General features: G+C 43.5%; 16 protein-coding genes and 1 riboswitch. Of the genes, 2 read left to right on the top strand and 14 right to left on the bottom strand.

The window, feature by feature from the left end:
* Nucleotides 1-467: 467 nt before the first annotated feature.
* The 13 genes from OW255_RS05410 to OW255_RS05350 form a co-directional block, all read right to left on the bottom strand.
* Nucleotides 468-1,778, bottom strand: coding sequence for a sensor histidine kinase (locus OW255_RS05410; protein ID WP_268115880.1), 1,311 nt, complete (start codon nt 1,776-1,778; stop codon nt 468-470).
* Nucleotides 1,779-1,786: 8 nt separating this feature from the next.
* Nucleotides 1,787-2,530, bottom strand: a complete 744-nt coding sequence (locus OW255_RS05405; RefSeq protein ID WP_268115878.1) for a LytR/AlgR family response regulator transcription factor — start codon at nt 2,528-2,530, stop codon at nt 1,787-1,789.
* Between the two features lie 215 nt (nt 2,531-2,745).
* Nucleotides 2,746-3,501, bottom strand: a complete 756-nt coding sequence (locus OW255_RS05400; RefSeq protein WP_268115876.1) for a LamB/YcsF family protein — start codon at nt 3,499-3,501, stop codon at nt 2,746-2,748.
* A 26-nt stretch (nt 3,502-3,527) separates the two neighbouring features.
* A complete protein-coding gene (locus OW255_RS05395) occupies nt 3,528-4,367 on the bottom strand; it encodes a putative hydro-lyase (protein ID WP_331485798.1) in 840 nt (279 codons plus the stop codon).
* A 1-nt stretch (nt 4,368) separates the two neighbouring features.
* Nucleotides 4,369-5,397, bottom strand: a complete 1,029-nt coding sequence (locus OW255_RS05390; RefSeq protein WP_268115874.1) for a 5-oxoprolinase subunit C family protein — start codon at nt 5,395-5,397, stop codon at nt 4,369-4,371.
* Between the two features lie 4 nt (nt 5,398-5,401).
* Nucleotides 5,402-6,088: a 5-oxoprolinase subunit PxpB gene (gene pxpB / locus OW255_RS05385; protein WP_035317659.1), complete on the bottom strand. Its 687-nt coding sequence runs from the start codon at nt 6,086-6,088 to the stop codon at nt 5,402-5,404.
* Nucleotides 6,089-6,169: 81 nt separating this feature from the next.
* The gene (locus tag OW255_RS05380; protein ID WP_268115873.1) at nt 6,170-7,237 is read right to left on the bottom strand and encodes a DUF4392 domain-containing protein; all 1,068 of its coding nucleotides are present in this window, start codon (nt 7,235-7,237) and stop codon (nt 6,170-6,172) included.
* A 35-nt stretch (nt 7,238-7,272) separates the two neighbouring features.
* Entirely contained in the window at nt 7,273-8,130 is an 858-nt protein-coding gene (locus tag OW255_RS05375) for an aminotransferase class IV (RefSeq protein ID WP_268115872.1), read from the bottom strand.
* A gap of 138 nt (nt 8,131-8,268) precedes the next feature.
* Nucleotides 8,269-8,967 carry an ABC transporter ATP-binding protein gene (locus OW255_RS05370; protein WP_268115871.1) on the bottom strand — a complete coding sequence of 233 codons (699 nt, stop codon included), beginning with the start codon at nt 8,965-8,967 and terminating at the stop codon, nt 8,269-8,271.
* Nucleotides 8,960-9,766, bottom strand: a complete 807-nt coding sequence (locus tag OW255_RS05365) for an ABC transporter ATP-binding protein (protein ID WP_268115870.1) — start codon at nt 9,764-9,766, stop codon at nt 8,960-8,962. The genes OW255_RS05370 and OW255_RS05365 overlap by 8 nt, the downstream gene beginning before the upstream one ends.
* A 2-nt stretch (nt 9,767-9,768) precedes the next feature.
* Nucleotides 9,769-10,758: a branched-chain amino acid ABC transporter permease gene (locus OW255_RS05360; RefSeq protein ID WP_268115868.1), complete on the bottom strand. Its 990-nt coding sequence runs from the start codon at nt 10,756-10,758 to the stop codon at nt 9,769-9,771.
* Between the two features lie 10 nt (nt 10,759-10,768).
* Nucleotides 10,769-11,659: a branched-chain amino acid ABC transporter permease gene (locus tag OW255_RS05355; RefSeq protein ID WP_268115867.1), complete on the bottom strand. Its 891-nt coding sequence runs from the start codon at nt 11,657-11,659 to the stop codon at nt 10,769-10,771.
* A gap of 89 nt (nt 11,660-11,748) precedes the next feature.
* Nucleotides 11,749-12,969: an ABC transporter substrate-binding protein gene (locus OW255_RS05350; RefSeq protein WP_024836934.1), complete on the bottom strand. Its 1,221-nt coding sequence runs from the start codon at nt 12,967-12,969 to the stop codon at nt 11,749-11,751.
* A gap of 367 nt (nt 12,970-13,336) precedes the next feature.
* A riboswitch (Fluoride riboswitch) is annotated at nt 13,337-13,409 on the top strand.
* A gap of 33 nt (nt 13,410-13,442) precedes the next feature.
* On the opposite strand from OW255_RS05350, the gene OW255_RS05345 reads away from it, so the two are divergent.
* Complete coding sequence (locus tag OW255_RS05345) at nt 13,443-14,651, top strand: chloride channel protein (protein WP_268115866.1); 1,209 nt, start codon at nt 13,443-13,445, stop codon at nt 14,649-14,651.
* A gap of 57 nt (nt 14,652-14,708) precedes the next feature.
* Here the strand turns inward: OW255_RS05345 and OW255_RS05340 are convergent, their stop codons facing one another.
* Entirely contained in the window at nt 14,709-16,448 is a 1,740-nt protein-coding gene (locus OW255_RS05340; RefSeq protein WP_268115865.1) for an ABC-F family ATP-binding cassette domain-containing protein, read from the bottom strand.
* Between the two features lie 458 nt (nt 16,449-16,906).
* Between OW255_RS05340 and OW255_RS05335 the strand changes: the two genes are divergently transcribed.
* On the top strand, nt 16,907-17,890 hold the full coding sequence (locus OW255_RS05335) for an ABC transporter substrate-binding protein (protein WP_268115863.1): 984 nt from the start codon (nt 16,907-16,909) through the stop codon (nt 17,888-17,890).
* Nucleotides 17,891-17,947 lie beyond the last annotated feature (57 nt).

Raw genomic sequence — 17,947 nt, 5'->3', positions numbered from 1 at the left:
ATTACAAACGTATTTTAACTACTCTTAAAGTTTGATTTCAATACAAGTGGCATAACTTACAGTTTTTGTTGTATGACTGACAGAAAAAGGAGCATATAAAGCATCTGCTCCCTAAAATTTTGATTTTAAGTTCTTAACAATAAATTGGAATCATATACTAAAAATCGGCCTGATATGCTCCGGATTTTGATTCTATATAGCTATCATTAAACCCTAAGCATATGATTCAGTCTGGGGAATGGGAAACCTTTTTTATGTTTTCCCATGGACGAACTAAAAGGAAGAATAATTAAGAACATTCACTATGAGAATTGTAAATTGAATCTTTGTTGCATCAAATTTCACAAATTTTTAAAACACAAATAAGCCCTGTCATTATTGAGATCAGGGCTGACGTTAGGGAATCTTCCACAAATAGTGACAGGTTGAAAGCTCTTTAAAATCATTCATAAGAATGAAATCCTGTGTTACAAATTAAAAATAATTTTACAGCTGAATTTTTTATTTACTTCCTCTAAAACCATGCTGCCATCATACTTTTTTATGATATTTTCCACATTAAGCAGACCGATACCATGATTTTTACCCTTTCTTGATACGGGCTTTCCCAGATACCACTTTTCAATGGGCATGGTACGGTTGGTGATGTTAATAACAATGAATTCATTGTATTTGTCCAGCTTCATATCTATGAATCTGTTGTTCGGGACCATGTCGCACGCCTCGATTGCATTATCCAGCAGATTTCCAAAAACAGTGGTAACTTCTATGGGTTCCATAAAGCTAAGATCAACAGCCCCGATTTCTAAGTTAAATTCAATGGAATGAAGGCAAGCTATTCGTTTCTTATCATTGAGCAACACGTTTAAGATTGGGTTGTTGGTGTAATCCTCCAGGGAGAGAGGAATGAGCATCTGACCGATTTCCCTGGCATAGGTTATAGCCGTATCATGTTCCTTTGCCTCATACAGGGATTCAATCAGGTTCAAATGTTTATTGACATCATGGAGAATTTTTATGGATTCATTGTATTTCTCTTCCTGGTCTTCGTAGAACTCATATTGAAGGGTTGACTGCTGCTCCAAAAGCTTTAGTTTTATCTTTAGCTGGCTGTTTTCCTCCACGAATCTGGCAAAATAAGAAAAATAAAGATCTGCAATCAAAATGCACCCCATATTAACGAGAATCAATATGTGGTCTTTCTGGCTGTTTACCTTGGATATGACAAGAAAGATAACAGCTAAATTGGCTATACTGTATAAGATAACAATAATTTCGATGAGACATTGGGTCCTGTTAAACGTCCGGCCTGCTTCTTCTTTCCAAAGCTTTGCTATGATCTGATAATAAGAAATCAGTACAAACAATTTGGAAAAGGTGATTTCCATGCTTTTGGCCATAATTGGCTCTACGTTATGTATTTGAAACTTCCAAAAGATATAGTCTAAAACTTCAACACCAACTGCCTCGCATATGGATAGAATTAATATTAGTACGGTAACATCTACTAACCGGTGTATCACCTTTTTATTGATATGATGAAACAGCAAAAGATTTACAGTGCCAGGAAGAACGATCCAGCTTAAGATATTTATGATGGGATTATTTAATAAGTTAAGACATACAAGGGCAATAAATACCCCTGTTTTTACAAAGAAATATAGGCAACGCTTTTGATAGATTCGCTCATTTCTTTCTTCTATGAATTGAAATACAATAACAATGTTGACCAGACATGAAATGATGGATCCATATATAAAAATAATGTAACTTTCCATCTCTTCTCCTAAATCGAATTCTGTATAAATGTATTTAATTTTTTTCTAAACTCTGCGGATCGTTTCTGTGAAACAGGTATGATATCATTATTATTTAAAAAAACTTCGTAGCCTTTTATCTTTTTCACATGACGTAAATTAACTAAAAAACACTGGTGGCAGGTTTCAAAATTGTGTAACTGCATCTTGTCTGCCAGATCTTTCATTTTATCTTTAAAGAAATATTCTTCCTTTTCCAGTTTGATTTTAATCTTTCTATTAAAATATTCAAAATAAAAGATATCATCTACTTCAAAATCCTTGATTCTGCTTTCCAGTTCCCCTTTGTCCGTTATCTCCATAATCTCAAATGCCACGGTTTCTTTATCTTCGTGTTCTTCCTGAATGCAGGATAAGATTTCATCCAGCTGGCGGTCTATCTTATCCTTTGTAACAGGCTTTACTAAATATGCAAATGCATGGGCCCGGTTCACAGCCTGTTTGCAAAACTGCTTGTAGCTGGTGGTATAAATTATTTTTAACCCTCTGTTAGATTCCCTGATTTTCGTTCCTACCTCTATTCCATTCATTCCGCCTAATGCAATATCAAGAAATAATAAATCAAACGTCTCACTGGATTCAAGCAGCTCTTCTCCTGAGCAATACTTTTTGATGTCATAAGAAAATGGGCTCTGGCTCATGTAACCATTCACCAAAGTTTCTAATTTATCCGTATCCTTCCTGTCATCGTCACAAATAGCTATTGAAAGCATCCATAATATCCTCCTGTCATATACATAAAGTTCCTGTTATGCCAATATTTTGTCAAGTTTTTTGCATACTGCCGGCCATTTCTTCTATAGGCAGAGCTTCTGTCGATGAACTTCTTTGACTCTGTTAATATATTAACATATTTACCACAGAAATTACCAATATGTAATAAATAACCTTTTGCAAGTAATTATTCATATAGAAGGTAGAGATATGTTTAAAACCCTTTTACTTCAATTCCCTTTACGGCAAGTTCCTCCCGAATCCTTTTAACAAAGGAAAGGGCGTTGCGGCCATCCCCATGAACGCAGACGGAATCCGCCTTTATAGAAATGTCTTCCCCGTTAATGGCTCTTACCCTGCCTTCCTTTGCCATGCGGACCACCTGTTTTACCGCTGCCTCTTTCTCTTCGATCACAGCTCCCTTTTGATTTCTTGAAACAAGGGTTCCATCTCTTTCATAAGCCCTGTCTGCAAATACCTCACTGGCATAAAAAAGTCCGCATTCTTTGGCTGCCCGGAGCATCTCGCTTCCGCTTAAGGCCAGGAGCACCAGACTGTCATCCACGTCATGGATGGCTTCACAGATGGCGGCGGCCAGTTTGTAGTCCACGGCTGCCATGTTATATAAGGCTCCATGAGGTTTGACATGATAAAGGCGTATGGTGGCGCTGTCACAAAATGCTTTTAATGCCCCGATCTGATAGGTAACACATGCCTTTACTTCTTTTGGAGACAGATTCATGTTTCTTCTGCCGAATCCATTTAAGTCCGGAAATCCAGGATGGGCCCCCGGCCTTACTCCGTGTACCTTACAAAGCGCAACGGTACGTTCCATGATCAGCGGATCTCCTCCATGAAATCCGCAAGCAATGTTTGCTGAGGTAATAAACGGAAGAATCTCTTCATCCATACCCATCTTGTAGGCTCCGAAGCTTTCTCCCAGATCGCAGTTCAAATCAATGGTTGGCATATTTCTTCTCCTTTCTTTTACAGGTGTCAGCTATATTTAAGAACCGTGTTCTTTAAATCGGTAATAAACATATGGCCTGGAGCATGGGTTATGGCAAAGGTCGGTTTGCTGTTCATTAAAACAGCCTGAGGAGTAACGCCGCATGGCCAAAATACTGGGATTTCCCCTTCCTTCACCGTTACGGGATCGCCGTAATCGGGGACTGATAAGTCCTTAATCCCAATGGCTTCCGGGTATCCGATATGTATGGGAGCACCGTGTACCTTAGGCATGGCAGCGGTCACCGAAACGGCTGCCGGAACCTGACTATGAGGGATGGGTCTCATGCTGACCACCATGGTTCCGGAAAAAACTCCTGCAGAGGTGCAGGGAATACTGGTATTGTACATGGGAACATTGACCCCTTCTTCTATCTGCCTTACGGGTATGCCTGCTTCTAAAAGCTCCGCTTCAAAGGAGAAGCTGCATCCGATAAGAAAGCTAATGAGCCTGCCCTTTGTTTTCTGGTATTCATCAAACAACGAGGAGATATCAGTCGGTTCTCCCGTGCAGATTCCATTTTCATATATCCGGTATCTTGGAATGTCTCTTGTAAGATCACTGCCTTTTGCCGTTATGGGAAATGATTTACTGCCTGCATCCGATACCTCTAACAAGGGACAGGCTCTGGGATTTCTCTGACAGAACAGCAAAAAATCCCAGGACAGCTCTTCCGGAAGTATGACTAAATTTCCCTGAGCATACCCGTTGCACATTCCTGTGGTAGGAACATCTATCAAACCTTCCCGTATCAGTGATCTTACCTGCCATGGCTTACTTTCTGCATAATCCATATCGTTTCTTCCTTTCATACTGATTCGTTCCATCTTAATTTCCAGCCGCTGACAGGAAACCCTTACAGGCAGCTAAAAGCCTTTGTTCCTCTCTCCGGCAGATATTTACTGCCTCCTGTGGGGTTACAAACTGAAACGTCACCCATTCTCCGGGACGTAACTGAGCCAGGGCTGGAATGTCCGTGGAAATTACTGTTGCTATCTTGGCATAGCCTCCTGTTGTCTGGTGGTCTGCCATCATTACCATGGGAAGACCGGAGGCTGAAACCTGTACCGAGCCTTCCACAATTCCGTCAGATATGATATCCGCTCCCTGTATCATATCAATTACAGGACCTTCAAGCCTCAAGGCCATGCGGTCACAGTCGCTGGAAAGCCGGTAAGGGTTACGAAGAAAGGTCCTCACTCCCTCCTCCGTAAATGCCTGAATCTGTGGCCCTTCTACTGCCCGTAAAAGTACATATTCCGCTGTCCCATAATAGCGTTTGGGAGTAGACGGTCTTTGAAGCAATGGCTGTTTTACAAAAGGCGAGGACCCATGTACATTTCCCTGAATGCTTTTCCAAAAATCTCTGACCTCTTCTGTGGATTTTCTGGTTGGAAGAATATCTCCCTGCTTTAATGGCCTACCCTTTACGCCTCCAAGCCTGCATTTTAAATTGGTGGAACGGCTTCCCATAACGAGAGGAACATCGATTCCTCCATACACAGCCAGGTAAGCCCTTAAGCCCTTTCTCCCAAGGGATAAGGTGAGCACATCCCCTTCCTCCGCGTAAATTGGTTCATACATAGGAACCGGGGTTCCATTTAAGAAAGGCTCCATGTCTGCGCCGGTCAAAGAGAACACCTCAGGGGAGGTGAAACGAATTTCTCCTCCCCTTAACGTAAATTCCACCACAGCGGCCCCACATTCTCCATCTAAATTACCGGCCAGGAGATTGGATACTCTCATGGAATATTTATCGCAGGCTCCGCTTTCCTGAAAGCCCTGGCTTTGATATCCTCTTCTTCCCATATCCTGTACCGTTGACAATGCTCCCGGCTGTAAGATTTCTAATGCCATTTAGTCACCTCATTTCCTGTGTCCGGCTGATTGCATCATATTCCTTTTGATCGATTGGAACAAACCGAATGGAGTCACCGGCCTTATAAAGCTTATCCTCTCCCATCTGAAGCTCAAAAAGCCGAAGAGGAGTCCGCCCAATCAACCGCCAGCCGCCGGGAGACTCCATCGGGTATATACCTGTCTGTTCTCCTCCGATTCCTACTGACCCAGACGGAATGACCGTTCTTGGCGTGGAAAGTCTTGGGGTATTTATCCGGGGATCCATGCCTCCAAGATAGGGAAATCCAGGCAGAAAGCCAAGCATATAGATGCGATAGTCCCTGCCGCAATGAATGTGAACTACCTGGTCTTCTCTTAAGCCGGTATGCTTTGATACAAAGGAAAGGTCTGGTCCGTAAATCCCTCCGTAGCAGACGGGTATTTCAATTAATTTCCCTGAATTCGTTTCTTCCTTCTCTTCCGCTTCCTGCAAGGCTAACAGGTATTTAGATACCTGTTCATAATCAGTAATCAGGGGATTGTAATAAACAAGAAGAGATGAAAAGGCAGGGACTGTCTCTATGATTCCTTCCGCCTTGGAGGATAAGACCTTCCGATTCAGTTCCATGACCCTGCGGTTTGTTGCTTCATCAATGGAATTTCCCAGCTCTGCAAGTACCCCGCGGTCTCCAACTGCCTTAAGTATCATAATGTTCCTCTCCTTTCTGTAACATGGATTGCTTACTGGCTCTCAACCTATCCCGCTTTCGCCTTAGCGGTAATTTTCCTGCTACCGAAAGAATCCTTTGGCAATGACGGGAGCAAACCAGTGCTCTGAATTGCCGGAATATCGTACGGCATAGGCTGTACACTGTCGCATCAGACTTAGGATACCTGTATTCATTCGGGTATTAAAGCCATCAATTCCCGGTAAAAGAGAACCTGTCATGTCCACCAGACCGCTCCTTGAAGCCACCCGCATCACCTCTGCTTCCATCTCCTCCCGGTGAAGAATCTCCATATCCCGCTTTAGATAGGCAATGGCAGCCATCATGGCGTAACAGCCCCAGTCCGAGCAGGTGGCTGTTATGATATGGTCGGTACTGCTGGCAGAAAGAATTCCTCCCTTGCAGCCGCAAGTGCATTCTTCTGGCCCGGTAAAGGGGACGTATTGGGTAATGTGGCTTGCGATGGCACCCATGCCGATTTCATTTCCCAGATCACCGATTGCAATGTTTAAGACTCCGGCGGCCCGAAGCATATCCCACAGGATATCGCTTTTGGCTTCCAGGGCTGTCACATCCCGTCCTGCTGCGTTATGGTAGACTCCCAGATGATTGGCTCCAGGCGCTTCCACGGAAATAACGGCTGTGGGCATGGCTTCTTTCATAAGCCACTCTCCGTCTATTTCTGCCCGTTTGGAATTTTTCGTAAAGGCTGCTACTCCCATACTGTAGGGAAGCTCTCTTACCACCTTTAAGTCTTCATAAATATGAAGGCCTACCACTCCGGCGCACTTTTTCACCGGTTCCACGCAATCCCCAGGGCAGAGAATGACAGGCTTAGCCCCAAATGCCAGAACCAGGGATCTTGCCAAAAGAATGGCGCTTACCATTCCATCCATTTCTGGCTGCTTATGGGGAAGAAGTACAAATCCTGTGAGAATATAGACAAAATCATCTTCCTTCACCGTGTTGCACAAGCTTTCCGCCGCATTCATGGCAAGGGGCTCTCCCATGTAAGCACGGCTTCCTGCATAGAGAATCCTGCATACTCCGTATCCCCTGGGATCTAAGTTCATTAAAGAATCCAGATTTTCTCCGACGTTTCTTTTTTCCAGCTCTGCTCGTTCCATCATACCCTCCCGTATGTGATTCCAACGTGTGATAAAAATCAGTCAAACAGGCTATTCTTTCCTGTATAAGAAAGGTATTCGCTGATGACCTCATTCTGGATCCGGGATAAGGAAACAGGGTCCTTTCCTCCTACCGGTTTGCCGTCGATCTGATTGGCATGGAGACAGAAATTAGAGGATGAGGTCACAATGATCTCGTCTGCGTCCATAAGCTCTGATAAGGTAAATGGGCGTTCGATTACCGCTATTCCCAGCCGATAGCAGGCAGATATCATATGGGTCTTAGAAATTCCGCGGAGAATCATGGTGTCATTGGGATGAGAGTAGAAAACTCCGCCTTTTAAGATAGAAACATTGCTGTGAGCGCATTCCGTCACAATATCTCCCCGGTGGAAAATGGTTTCATCGGTTCCTGCTTCCTTTGCCTTCTGTGAGGCTATCACAGAAGGAATGAGATTTAAGGTCTTGATGTTGCAGTGGTAAAATCTGGTATCCTCTCTGGTAATGAGCTTAATGGGGACATCAGGATCATTTAGCTTATTGGGGCGGATCATGACCCACAGCTTACCGGTCATATCGTCTCCATAGGTATGATTCCTGGCACCTGCTCCCCTGGTCACCTGCCAGTATACGAAATGCGTTTCTCCCTCCACCATGGAAAGCAGCCTGGTCAAAAGCTCACCCAGTTCCTTCTTCTCCATGGGAATCTTAATATCCAGAGCCTTTGCGCTGGAATAAAAACGGTCCAGATGATCCTCTAAGAGATAAACCTTGTGGTTGCCTCCCACGGAAGCATCATAGACTCCGTCTCCAAAGAAATGAACCCTGTCGTTAAATGGCACGGTAAGTTCCTCTGGCGTTCCGATTGTTCCATCATAGTATGCAAGTTCTTTCATTGATTCACCTTCTTTTCCGTAATGACACCAAATCTTAATCTTATGCTTTAGCCCCAGGCGCTCCGTATTGAGACACAGGTCATAATTCCCTCCCCATTATACACCCTTTTAGAAGCACGGGATAGAAATGTTTTCCTCCTACTGTCCCAGGTATGCTTTCTTCACCCGCACATCCCGTAATAGCTCTCCTGCATCTCCCTCCATGGAGATTTTTCCTGTTTCCATGACATAGGCACGATTTGAAATGGACAACGCCATTCTGGCATTCTGCTCCACCAGTAATATGGTGATCCCATTCTTATTTACTTCTTTTATAATGGAGAATATCTCCTTGACCAGAAGAGGGGATAACCCCATAGAGGGCTCATCCATGAGGATCATCTTCGGCCTTGCCATTAAGGCGCGGCCAACAGCCAGCATCTGCTGCTCTCCTCCTGATAAGGTTCCTGCAAGCTGCCGTCTTCTTTCCTTTAATCTGGAAAACCTGTCATAGACGTCTGTCATGGTGGCTTCCATATCCTTCTGATCTGCAAATGCTCCCATTTCCAGATTTTCTTCCACGGTCATCTGTGGAAAGATGTGTCTGCCCTCTGGCACATGAGCAAGCTTTAAGCGGATGATGCTGCTGGGCTCTGTTTTTCTTAAATCAGTTCCTTCAAATTGGATTTCTCCTTCATCAGCCTTTTTAAGACCGGATATAGTCCTTAAAATGGTGGTTTTCCCGGCTCCATTTGCACCGATTAAGGAAACAATCTCACCCTGGTTAACGTGTAAGGATACGTTATGGATGGCTTTAATCGCTCCGTAGGATACGGATAAGCTGCGGACCTCAAGCATCTTCCCCCACCTCCTCTTCCTCTTTTCCCAGATAAGCCTCAATGACTCTCTGGTTGTTTGCTATTTCCTTTGGAGTACCAGAGGCTATGGTGGTTCCAAAATCAAGCACCTTAATTCGTTCGCAGACCTTCATGACCAGGCTCATATCATGTTCAATGAGAAGAACCGAGATTTTAAATTCCTTTCGGATATAATTGATGATTTCAAGCAGCTCCTCCGTTTCTGTAGGATTCATACCCGCCGCTGGTTCATCCAGCAAAAGAAGCTTCATATCCGTTGCAAGAGCCCTGGCAATTTCAAGCCTTCTCTGCTCCCCATAGGGTAAGTTTCCGGCCTCCAGCTCCTCTCTGCCTTCTAAGTGAACCACCTTTAAAAGCTCCTTCGCATGGCTCGTAAGGGTCGCCTCCTGCTTCCAATACCCGGGAGTGCGGAATATAGCATGAAAAAGACCATAAGATAGCCTGGCGTTCATGGCAGCTTTCACGTTATCAATAACCGACATTTTCTTGAATAATCGGATATTTTGAAATGTTCTTGCAATTCCTGCTTCTACGATCTGATAGGTGCTTTTTCCATTCATGCGCTGCCCATTTAAATAAAAGGAGCCTTCCGTTGGTTTATATACTCCGGTAATTAAGTTAAATACAGTGGTCTTCCCCGCTCCATTTGGCCCAATGAGTCCAATAAGCTCAGATTCTCCAATCTCTAAGTCAAAGCTGTCAACTGCCTTTAACCCGCCGAACTGGATTCCAAGATTTAGAACCTTTAACACTGGGTGCTTTTTTGCCTCTTCTGCCATGGTTACACACCTCCATTCCTTTTTGTTCCTAAAAGCCGTTTGATGATGCGGGTTAAGGAAAATTCCCAGGTTCCGAATATCCCTCCCGGCTTAAAGATCATGACCAATACAAGAATGACAGAATAAACCAGCATTCGGTATTGGGAGAACTGACGGGTCATTTCCGGCAGGGAGGAAAGGAAGGCCGCACCTATAATGGAGCCGGTCAGGGAGCCGGTTCCTCCGATGATGACTTCGGATAGCAGTTCTGCAGAATACATGAAATTAAAATTGGTAGGAATCATGGCAGTCATATAATGAGCATAGATTCCGCCCCCCACTCCGGCAAAAAAAGCAGCCACAGTAAAGGTCATTACCTTATAATAGGTCACATTGATTCCCGAAGCTGCTGCTGCGATATAGTCCTCCCGTATGGCTTTTACCGTCCTTCCAAACCGGCTTCTTACATACATATACATGATTGCAACACAGCCTGCCATAATCCAGTAGCACCAGTAAAAATCAGACAGCTTTAAAATCCCGCTCATGGTCTTGCCGCCTCCTGTAATGGCGAAGTTGCAAAAGCACACCCGGATGATTTCAGCAAATGCCACGGTTACAATGGCAAGGTAATCCCCCCTTAAGCGAAGGGCTGGTATGCCGACCAGAATTCCCGTAACTCCGGCGGCGGCCCCTCCTGCCAGAAGGGCAACAAGAAACAGGAAAAAATCCGGCAGGCCTTTTCCGGCTAGAGCTGAGGATACAATGGCTGAGGTATAGGCCCCCACAGACACAAAGCCTGCATGCCCCAGAGAAAATTCTCCCATAAACCCTACCACTAAATTTAAGGAGGCTACCATTATAATTGTATAACAAGCCGTCGTGCATATTCCCTTTATATACTGGGTGGAGGCACCAAATACTCTGGTCTCAAAGAGAAGGACAAATAATAAAAAGACAAATAATACGCCTAAAATATTTAACAAATAAGATCTTTTAATCTGTTTTTCCATGCTCTCCTCCTTATACCTTCTCGCCCATATTCTTACCAAGAATGCCGGACGGTTTTACCAAAAGGATGACGATCAGTATGGCATAAGTAATGGCTTCATACCAGCCTGGAGCAATCAGCTTAACAAAGATCTCAATTAGCCCCACTAATATGCCTCCAAGCATGGCTCCAGGTATAATTCCAATTCCCCCAAGGACCGCAGCAATAAAAGCCTTAAGCCCCATCATGGAACCCATATCATTGGTCACTCTTGGATATTTGGTGCAGTACATAAGGGCTGCCACAGCCGCCAGTGCAGAGCCAATGGCAAAGGTAACGGTAATTACCTTATTTACATTGATTCCCACAAGCACAGAGGCATCCCGGTCCTGGGGAACAGAGCGCATGGCCTTTCCCATTTTCGTCTTCTTGATAAAGAGCTGGAGTCCTGCCATCATGATGACGCCTATGAAAATGGTGAGAACTACATTAAGAGGAAGGGCTGCTCCCAGTACGTTGATAGTCGGCAGATCAAAGATCTTCTGTACGTTCTGGGGCTTTGCGCCAAAGAGCACCATTGCCAGATTCTCAAGGAACAGACTCATGGCAAGGGCCGTAATAAGAGCTGACATGGAACCGGCCTGACGGACAGGCTTATAAGCCACTACCTCAACCACCACACCTACGAGAGCACAAACGATAATTGCGGCCAGAACGGAAAGCCAGGCGGGCATTCCGGCATTTACCATCAAAGGTATGGTATAAAATAAGGTGTATGCCCCAATCATGATAAAATCGCCGTGGGCAAAGTTTATCATTCGGATAATTCCATAGACCATGGTATAACCCAGAGCGATCAAAGCATAAATAGCTCCCTGATTCAGCCCGTTGATGACGCTTTGAAAGAATAATGAAAATGTCATAGGCGGATTCCTTTCTCCTTGAAATGGAAAATGTGCAAAAGGGCCGATGTCCGGCCTTTATGCACATCTCCTGTTCATATCTATGCTTCCTAGTTCTTAGTGCCTTCTGGTGACAGGGTCATAAGCCATTTTACCTTACCGTTATCAAAGGTATTGATGGCAACGGATTTCTCCGGGTCTCCGTTTTTGTCAAGAGTAAAGGTTCCACCTACTCCGGTAAAGGTCATTCCGGTCATTCCCTTTACGAGAGATGAGGTGTCAGAAGCACCACCATTTTTAGCTGCTTCGGCAAGCATATAGATGGCGTCATAGTAGAGAGCTGCACAGGCATTTAAGCTTTCCTTGCCGTATTTCTCTGTATATTTGCTTACAAAGTTGGTAACCGCAGGGGCAGTATCCTCCGAGGAGTAATGGTTGGTGAAATAGCAGTTGCTGAACTTATCTTCAAAGCCCTTGGTATCTGCTCCATCCCAGCCGTCGCCTCCCATGATGGCTCCGTCAAATCCTGCATCCCTGGCTGCTCCTACCAAAAGAGGAACTGTATCTAAAAAGGCTGGATAAAAAAGGAAGTCAGCTCCCTTTGCCACCACCTGAGAGGTCTGGGAAGAGAAGTCTGTATCCTTTGTGGTACATTCCCCGGTATAGACCACCTCAATGCCTGCTTCTTTTGCATTTTCAATAAAGGCATCCTTTAAGCCGTTGGAGTAATCGTCATCCTTTGCATAGATAATCGCAGCCTTTTTCCAGCCCTTTTCCTTGGCAAACTGTGCTGCCATCTTTCCCTGATAAGGATCAATGAAGCAGTCTCTGAAAATAGTGGGGCCTTTTAAGGTTACATCTTTATTCGTCGCCCCTGTTGCAAGGAGGAGCATATTGTCCTTGGTTGCCTGTTCTGCAATGGGAAGGGTAACCGAGGAAAAGAAGCTGCCGACAACGGCGTCGGGACTTTCCTTTAACAGGCTGTTATACGCGTTAATGGCCTGCTTTGCATCACTTGCATCATCTACTACTTTACCGCCGTTTACGATTTCAATTTTGTATTCCGAATCGCTTAAGTTAATTTCTTCCGCCGCCATGGTAATGGCATTTTGTGCCCCCTCTCCATAAATGGCGGAGCCTCCGGTTAAGGGACCAATGACGCCTACCTTAATGGTCTTTCCCTCTTTTGCCGGTGCGCCGTTTGCAGCGGCTGTTGTTTCCCCCGAAGTGCTGCCCCCAGCAGCGCCTTGCTGAGCAGATGAACTGCAGCCTGCCAGGAGACTGGCGGACATGGCCGCCGTAAGGACGAGAGAAAATAATCTTTTTTTCATATTCGGTTCCTCCTCATGCTTTTTTAGTTATGCAAACATTATAGAAACAAAAAAAAGGAGCTTTTTCCCACGGTGATGCTGGGGAAAACCTCCTCGTTCTCCTTTTGAATCCCATAGTAAAAGGACCCGAAAAAGCGAAAAGAGCCGCAACCGTAATAAAACGGTTGAGACTCCTTCGTTCTCTTGTTTGATATGTTGGGTGAATTATAGCACTTGTTTTTCTAAAATACAATACATTTTTAAAAAATATTATTTTTTGTGAAATATATATAACTTTTAAAACCTTTTTATTTCATCTTCACAAAAATGGTTTCAATATCTGTCTATGACAACTCCTCCTTGAAAAATAGTCTTAACCATGCTATAGTCTTTCACAGGGAATGAAATTCTCCCCTGGCTGCGGCCTAAATTGCTGTTTGGCTGATGACTTCTGCTCGGTGCAGGAATTATCAGCTTTTTATGTTGGAGGTATTATGTTAAAGAAAGTATTTCTTTTATACCGTGACCTTATTTTACTCACCTTAATTGCTGTTCCTATTGGAATTTTAGCAGGCCTTGTTGACACCGTATTCGGACGTACCCTGCTTTGGCTGACAGAGATCCGGTCACACCATGTTTTCTGGCTTCTTCCTTTTCTTGGCGTTGCAGGCGTCTTAATCCTGTGGTTTTATAAGAAAGCGGGCGGGCGAAGCATAAAAGGTATGGCCCTGATCTTTGAAACGGGCCACGGAATAAGTCCGGATATCCCTCTCCGGCTGATTCCCTTTTCCATCTTAAGTACATGGATTACACATCTGTTTGGAGGAAGCGCAGGAAGGGAAGGAGTTGCAGTGCAGATTGGTGGCACCATCGCCCATTGGTTCGGCAGACGGCTTCCCATCAAAGATAGCGGCAAAATTCTATTAATCGCTGGTATGGCGGCTGGCTTTGGCGGTTTGTTCCGCACTCCCATAGCTGCTGCATTTTTCGCTCTTGAGGTCCTTACCGTGGGAGTTCTGGAGGAAAAAGCAGTCCTGCCGGCACTTTTTGCTTCCTTTACAGCAAGCTATGTTTCCGGCTTATTGGGCCTTGAAAAGTTCACCTTTCTTTTAAAGGATCAGATACTCATTTCCTGGGAACTGGTTGTGAAGCTAATCCTTGCAGGTGTTATATTTGGCCTTACAGGAAGCTTTTTTTCCTTCTGTCTTCATAAGACAAAGGAATCCCTTTTAAAATGGTTTAAAAAGCCTTACTTGCGGATTTTTATCATGGGTACTACCATCAGCCTTTTCTCCCTTCTTTGCTGGGAAGGACGGTATTCCGGTCTTGGTACGAACTTAATCGCCATGAGCTTTGACCATGGCATATATACCTGGGATTTTGCTTTTAAGCTTTTGTTTACTGTGCTCACACTAGCCGCAGGCTTTCAGGGCGGTGAGGTGACTCCCCTTTTTTCCATCGGAGCATCTCTTGGGGTCGTCCTCTCTTCTCTCCTCGATCTTTCTCCTGTGTTTTTGGCGGCACTGGGCTACGCCGCAGTCTTTGGGAGCGCCACCAATACCCTTCTTGCCCCTATGATCATGGGAGCTGAGATTTTTGGTTGGGAATATTTCCCTTACTTTGCCATCGTTTGTGCACTGGCCTATAGCTGTAACTTTAACCTGTCCATCTATCCTTTGCAGAAAAGAAAAGATGGAGATTAAAAGGGTGCTGTAAAATGGAAAACATAATGCTTTCATTTTACAACACCCTATATTTCATTAAAGAAGCTTTATGATCTCTTCCAGCTCTTCCGATAACACCTTCGCCAGCTCAAAATCCTCACTTTTTAAAGCAGATTCTATTCTTGTCTCGATTGTCTTTTTCTTATCTTCTATCTCCAGATAATCCTTGCTGAAATGTTTGGCATAGATCATCTTACGAAATTTTCGGATGCTCATCTTCCGTATGGTCTTATCTTCAATCATTAAAACATAATCCGCACAATTGGCTATGGTCTTAAAATCGTGAGATACCATAAGCACGGCACCCTTATATTCCTTTACCGCCTTTTCCAGGGCAATCTGTGAATAAGTATCCAAATGGCTGGTAGGCTCATCAAGAAGGAGTAAATTGGCTTTTGTCACTGAGATTTTCGCCAATTGGAGCAGGTTCTTTTCCCCTCCGGATAAATTGCTGATTTTTTGACTTAATACTTCATCGCGAAAGCCATAGTCCAGCAAATGCTCCCTGATTTCATCATAGGTCTTAAATCCTGCCTCAAAGAATTCATCCTGTACCGTATTATCTTCCTTCAGCATCTCTCCCTGAATCTGAGATAAAAATGCCAGTGTCACATGTTCCCCTATCTCAATGGTATCCAGCTGGTTCTTATAGATATCCCGAAGAAGGGTGGTTTTTCCGGTACCGTTAGGACCTATGAGTGCGACTTTGTCAGATGAACCAATGAAAAAGCTGGCATCTTCCAATAGAACCTCCTGAAAGGCCACATGGTAATGATCCACCTTTAATACCGCTGTATCCGTCACCTCACCTAATTCCGGTAATCGGATTTCCGGCTGATGGATTTCCACAAAGGGAGCTTTAATTCTTCTGGCTTCCAGACGTTCCAGTATCTTTACTCTTGCGTGGAGTGATTTCCCTCTGGCTGCTTCTGTATGAGCTGTTGCTACATTTCTAAGTTTATTAACAATTCCCTTTACTCGTTCAATCTCTTCCGTATCAGCCGCAGCCAGCTCCTGCAGCTCAATCTTTGTTTGCAGGAGGGAAAGCTTATAATCAATATACCTTCCATTAAACTCCTGAAGCTCTTTATTTTCCAGATGAATGATTTTATCAAAGCAGTGGTCCAGTAAATACCGGTTGTGGGTTATGATTAGCATCATGCCTTTGTGAGCATTGATTAAGTCTTTAAGGGAATTTAAGTTTTCAAAGTCTAAAAATGCATCCGGCTCGTCCATGATAATGAGATGAGGATTTGTAAGCATTTCCTTAATGACCTGAATAAGCTTATATTCACCACCGCTTAAGCTTGAGACCAGTGATGTTTCAAGTCTGCTTAGGTCTGCCAGATTAAGCTTTTTTCTGATGTTGTTTTCAAAATCATCTCCACCAATGGCTTCCAATGCATCAAGAGACTCCTGATATTTTTTCAGTAAGGGCTCAATGTCTTCTGAGGTTCCCATCTCCACGCAGATCGCGTCAATTTCACTCTGCAGACGAATAAATTCTTCCCCGATGTAATCGAATACTGTAATATCTCTTGTTTTATCAAGCTGTGAGAACTGGCTGACATAGCCGATTCTTAAACCGTTGGTAATTTCCAGCTTTCCATCATACATAAACCGTTCCGGGTCCATGATGATGTCCGTCAAGGTACTTTTACCGCTTCCGCTGGCTCCTATAAAAGCACAATGCTGCCCTTCCTCCAAGGTAAATGAAATATCTTTATAAAGCTCCTTTTCGGGAAAAGAAAAGGAAAAATTTTCTAACTTTATCATCTTTACTCCTGTCCATGTGTCCTGCACACTTCGGTTTTTGAGTGAAATAGAAAAGGATTAAAAAGAGCTTACCAAAATAAGCTCTTCCTTCTACGATCCTATCATTTATAATTTTTATCAAGTTATATCTGTTTTAGACGATTATTTCTCGTCAACCTTCGTAGCATATCATTATTTGCAGTAGATTTCAACTATTTTAGAAGCAATTGATCAAATATCAGCGTCTAATCTTATTTATAAGTTCTTATGAATTAATATCCTATATATTGACATGGAAAAAATACTATGATAGCATTATGAAGCCAGTTAGCACAAACTAACTAATTGTTTCAAATCTAAACTTGCATATAAGAATAGGTTCCATTAAGATTACTCCTTTTGCAGCTATATGATTGCTTTATCTCAGTTTTATCTGTTGCAAACGGAATAAGCGTTTAAGAAAATAAGGAGATAATGCTATGAAATTAATAACAAAAAGGAAGCTGATTCCCTTCCTTTGTTTGTGTGTGACGGTTGCATTCACAGCCTGCCAAAAGACCGATAAGGAGAACACTGAACCCTCAGGGAATATCGCAGAGATCAATGATTCAGCCAATGGTCAGGCTGCAGCTTCTAACCCAAATAATACATCAGATGCCAGCACTCATACGGTAAGTACTATTATGGGTGATGTTGAGGTACCGGTAAATCCTGTAAGAATTGTAGCCCTTGGCAATCCCGGCGACCTGGTATCCATGGGAGTGAAACCAATTGCAGGTGATAATGAAGTCGATTTATTTGACGGTCTTTTAACAGCTGACACTTATACTAAAATTACAAGCGAAGATTATGAAGGCATTATGGCATTAGAGCCAGACCTTATTCTGATTGCCGATACACCAAAAAAGGAGGAATATAAAAAGCTCACCGCAATTGCTCCTACGGTTGCAACAGAAGCTTATACAAAAAGCTTATCCGAACGAATTATTTTTACCGGTAAGGTGATTGGAAAAGAAGCAGATGCGAAAAAGGCACTTTCCGAATTCGAGACTCAGGCAGAAACATATAAAGCCCAGCTGAAAAATGTCGGAATTGATAATAAGACCATAACTGTTATGGAAGGAACTTATTTATTCGGTGACAAATATGGAAGAGGTGCTGATATTGTCTATAATTATCTAGGCTTTAAAGCTCCCGATAAATTGCAGGAGGTATTCCAAAAAGGTGATAAATATCTGGAGATATCAATGGAAGTATTACCGGAATACTGCGGCGATTACATACTTAATTCCGTATGGGACGGTTCCGAAGACTTGTCTCAGAATGCCGTGTGGAACAGCATCCCTGCAGTTAAGAACGGTCATGTTATAAATATAGATTTCTCCAATTATTTTTCAAGAGACTTATATACTTCCGGCAAGCAGATGAAGCTTCTGGTGGAAGCCTTGCTGGCCTTAAATTAGGAAAGGAGCGCAGCTTTGCTGCGCTCCTTTCCTGTTATAATAAAAGCTTTTTTATAC

The sequence above is a fragment of the Lacrimispora xylanolytica genome (assembly GCF_026723765.1).
Classification (GTDB): domain Bacteria; phylum Bacillota; class Clostridia; order Lachnospirales; family Lachnospiraceae; genus Lacrimispora; species Lacrimispora xylanolytica.
The sequence above is the reverse complement of the archived record's forward strand: the minus strand, read 5'-3'. Positions and strand labels throughout refer to the sequence as shown.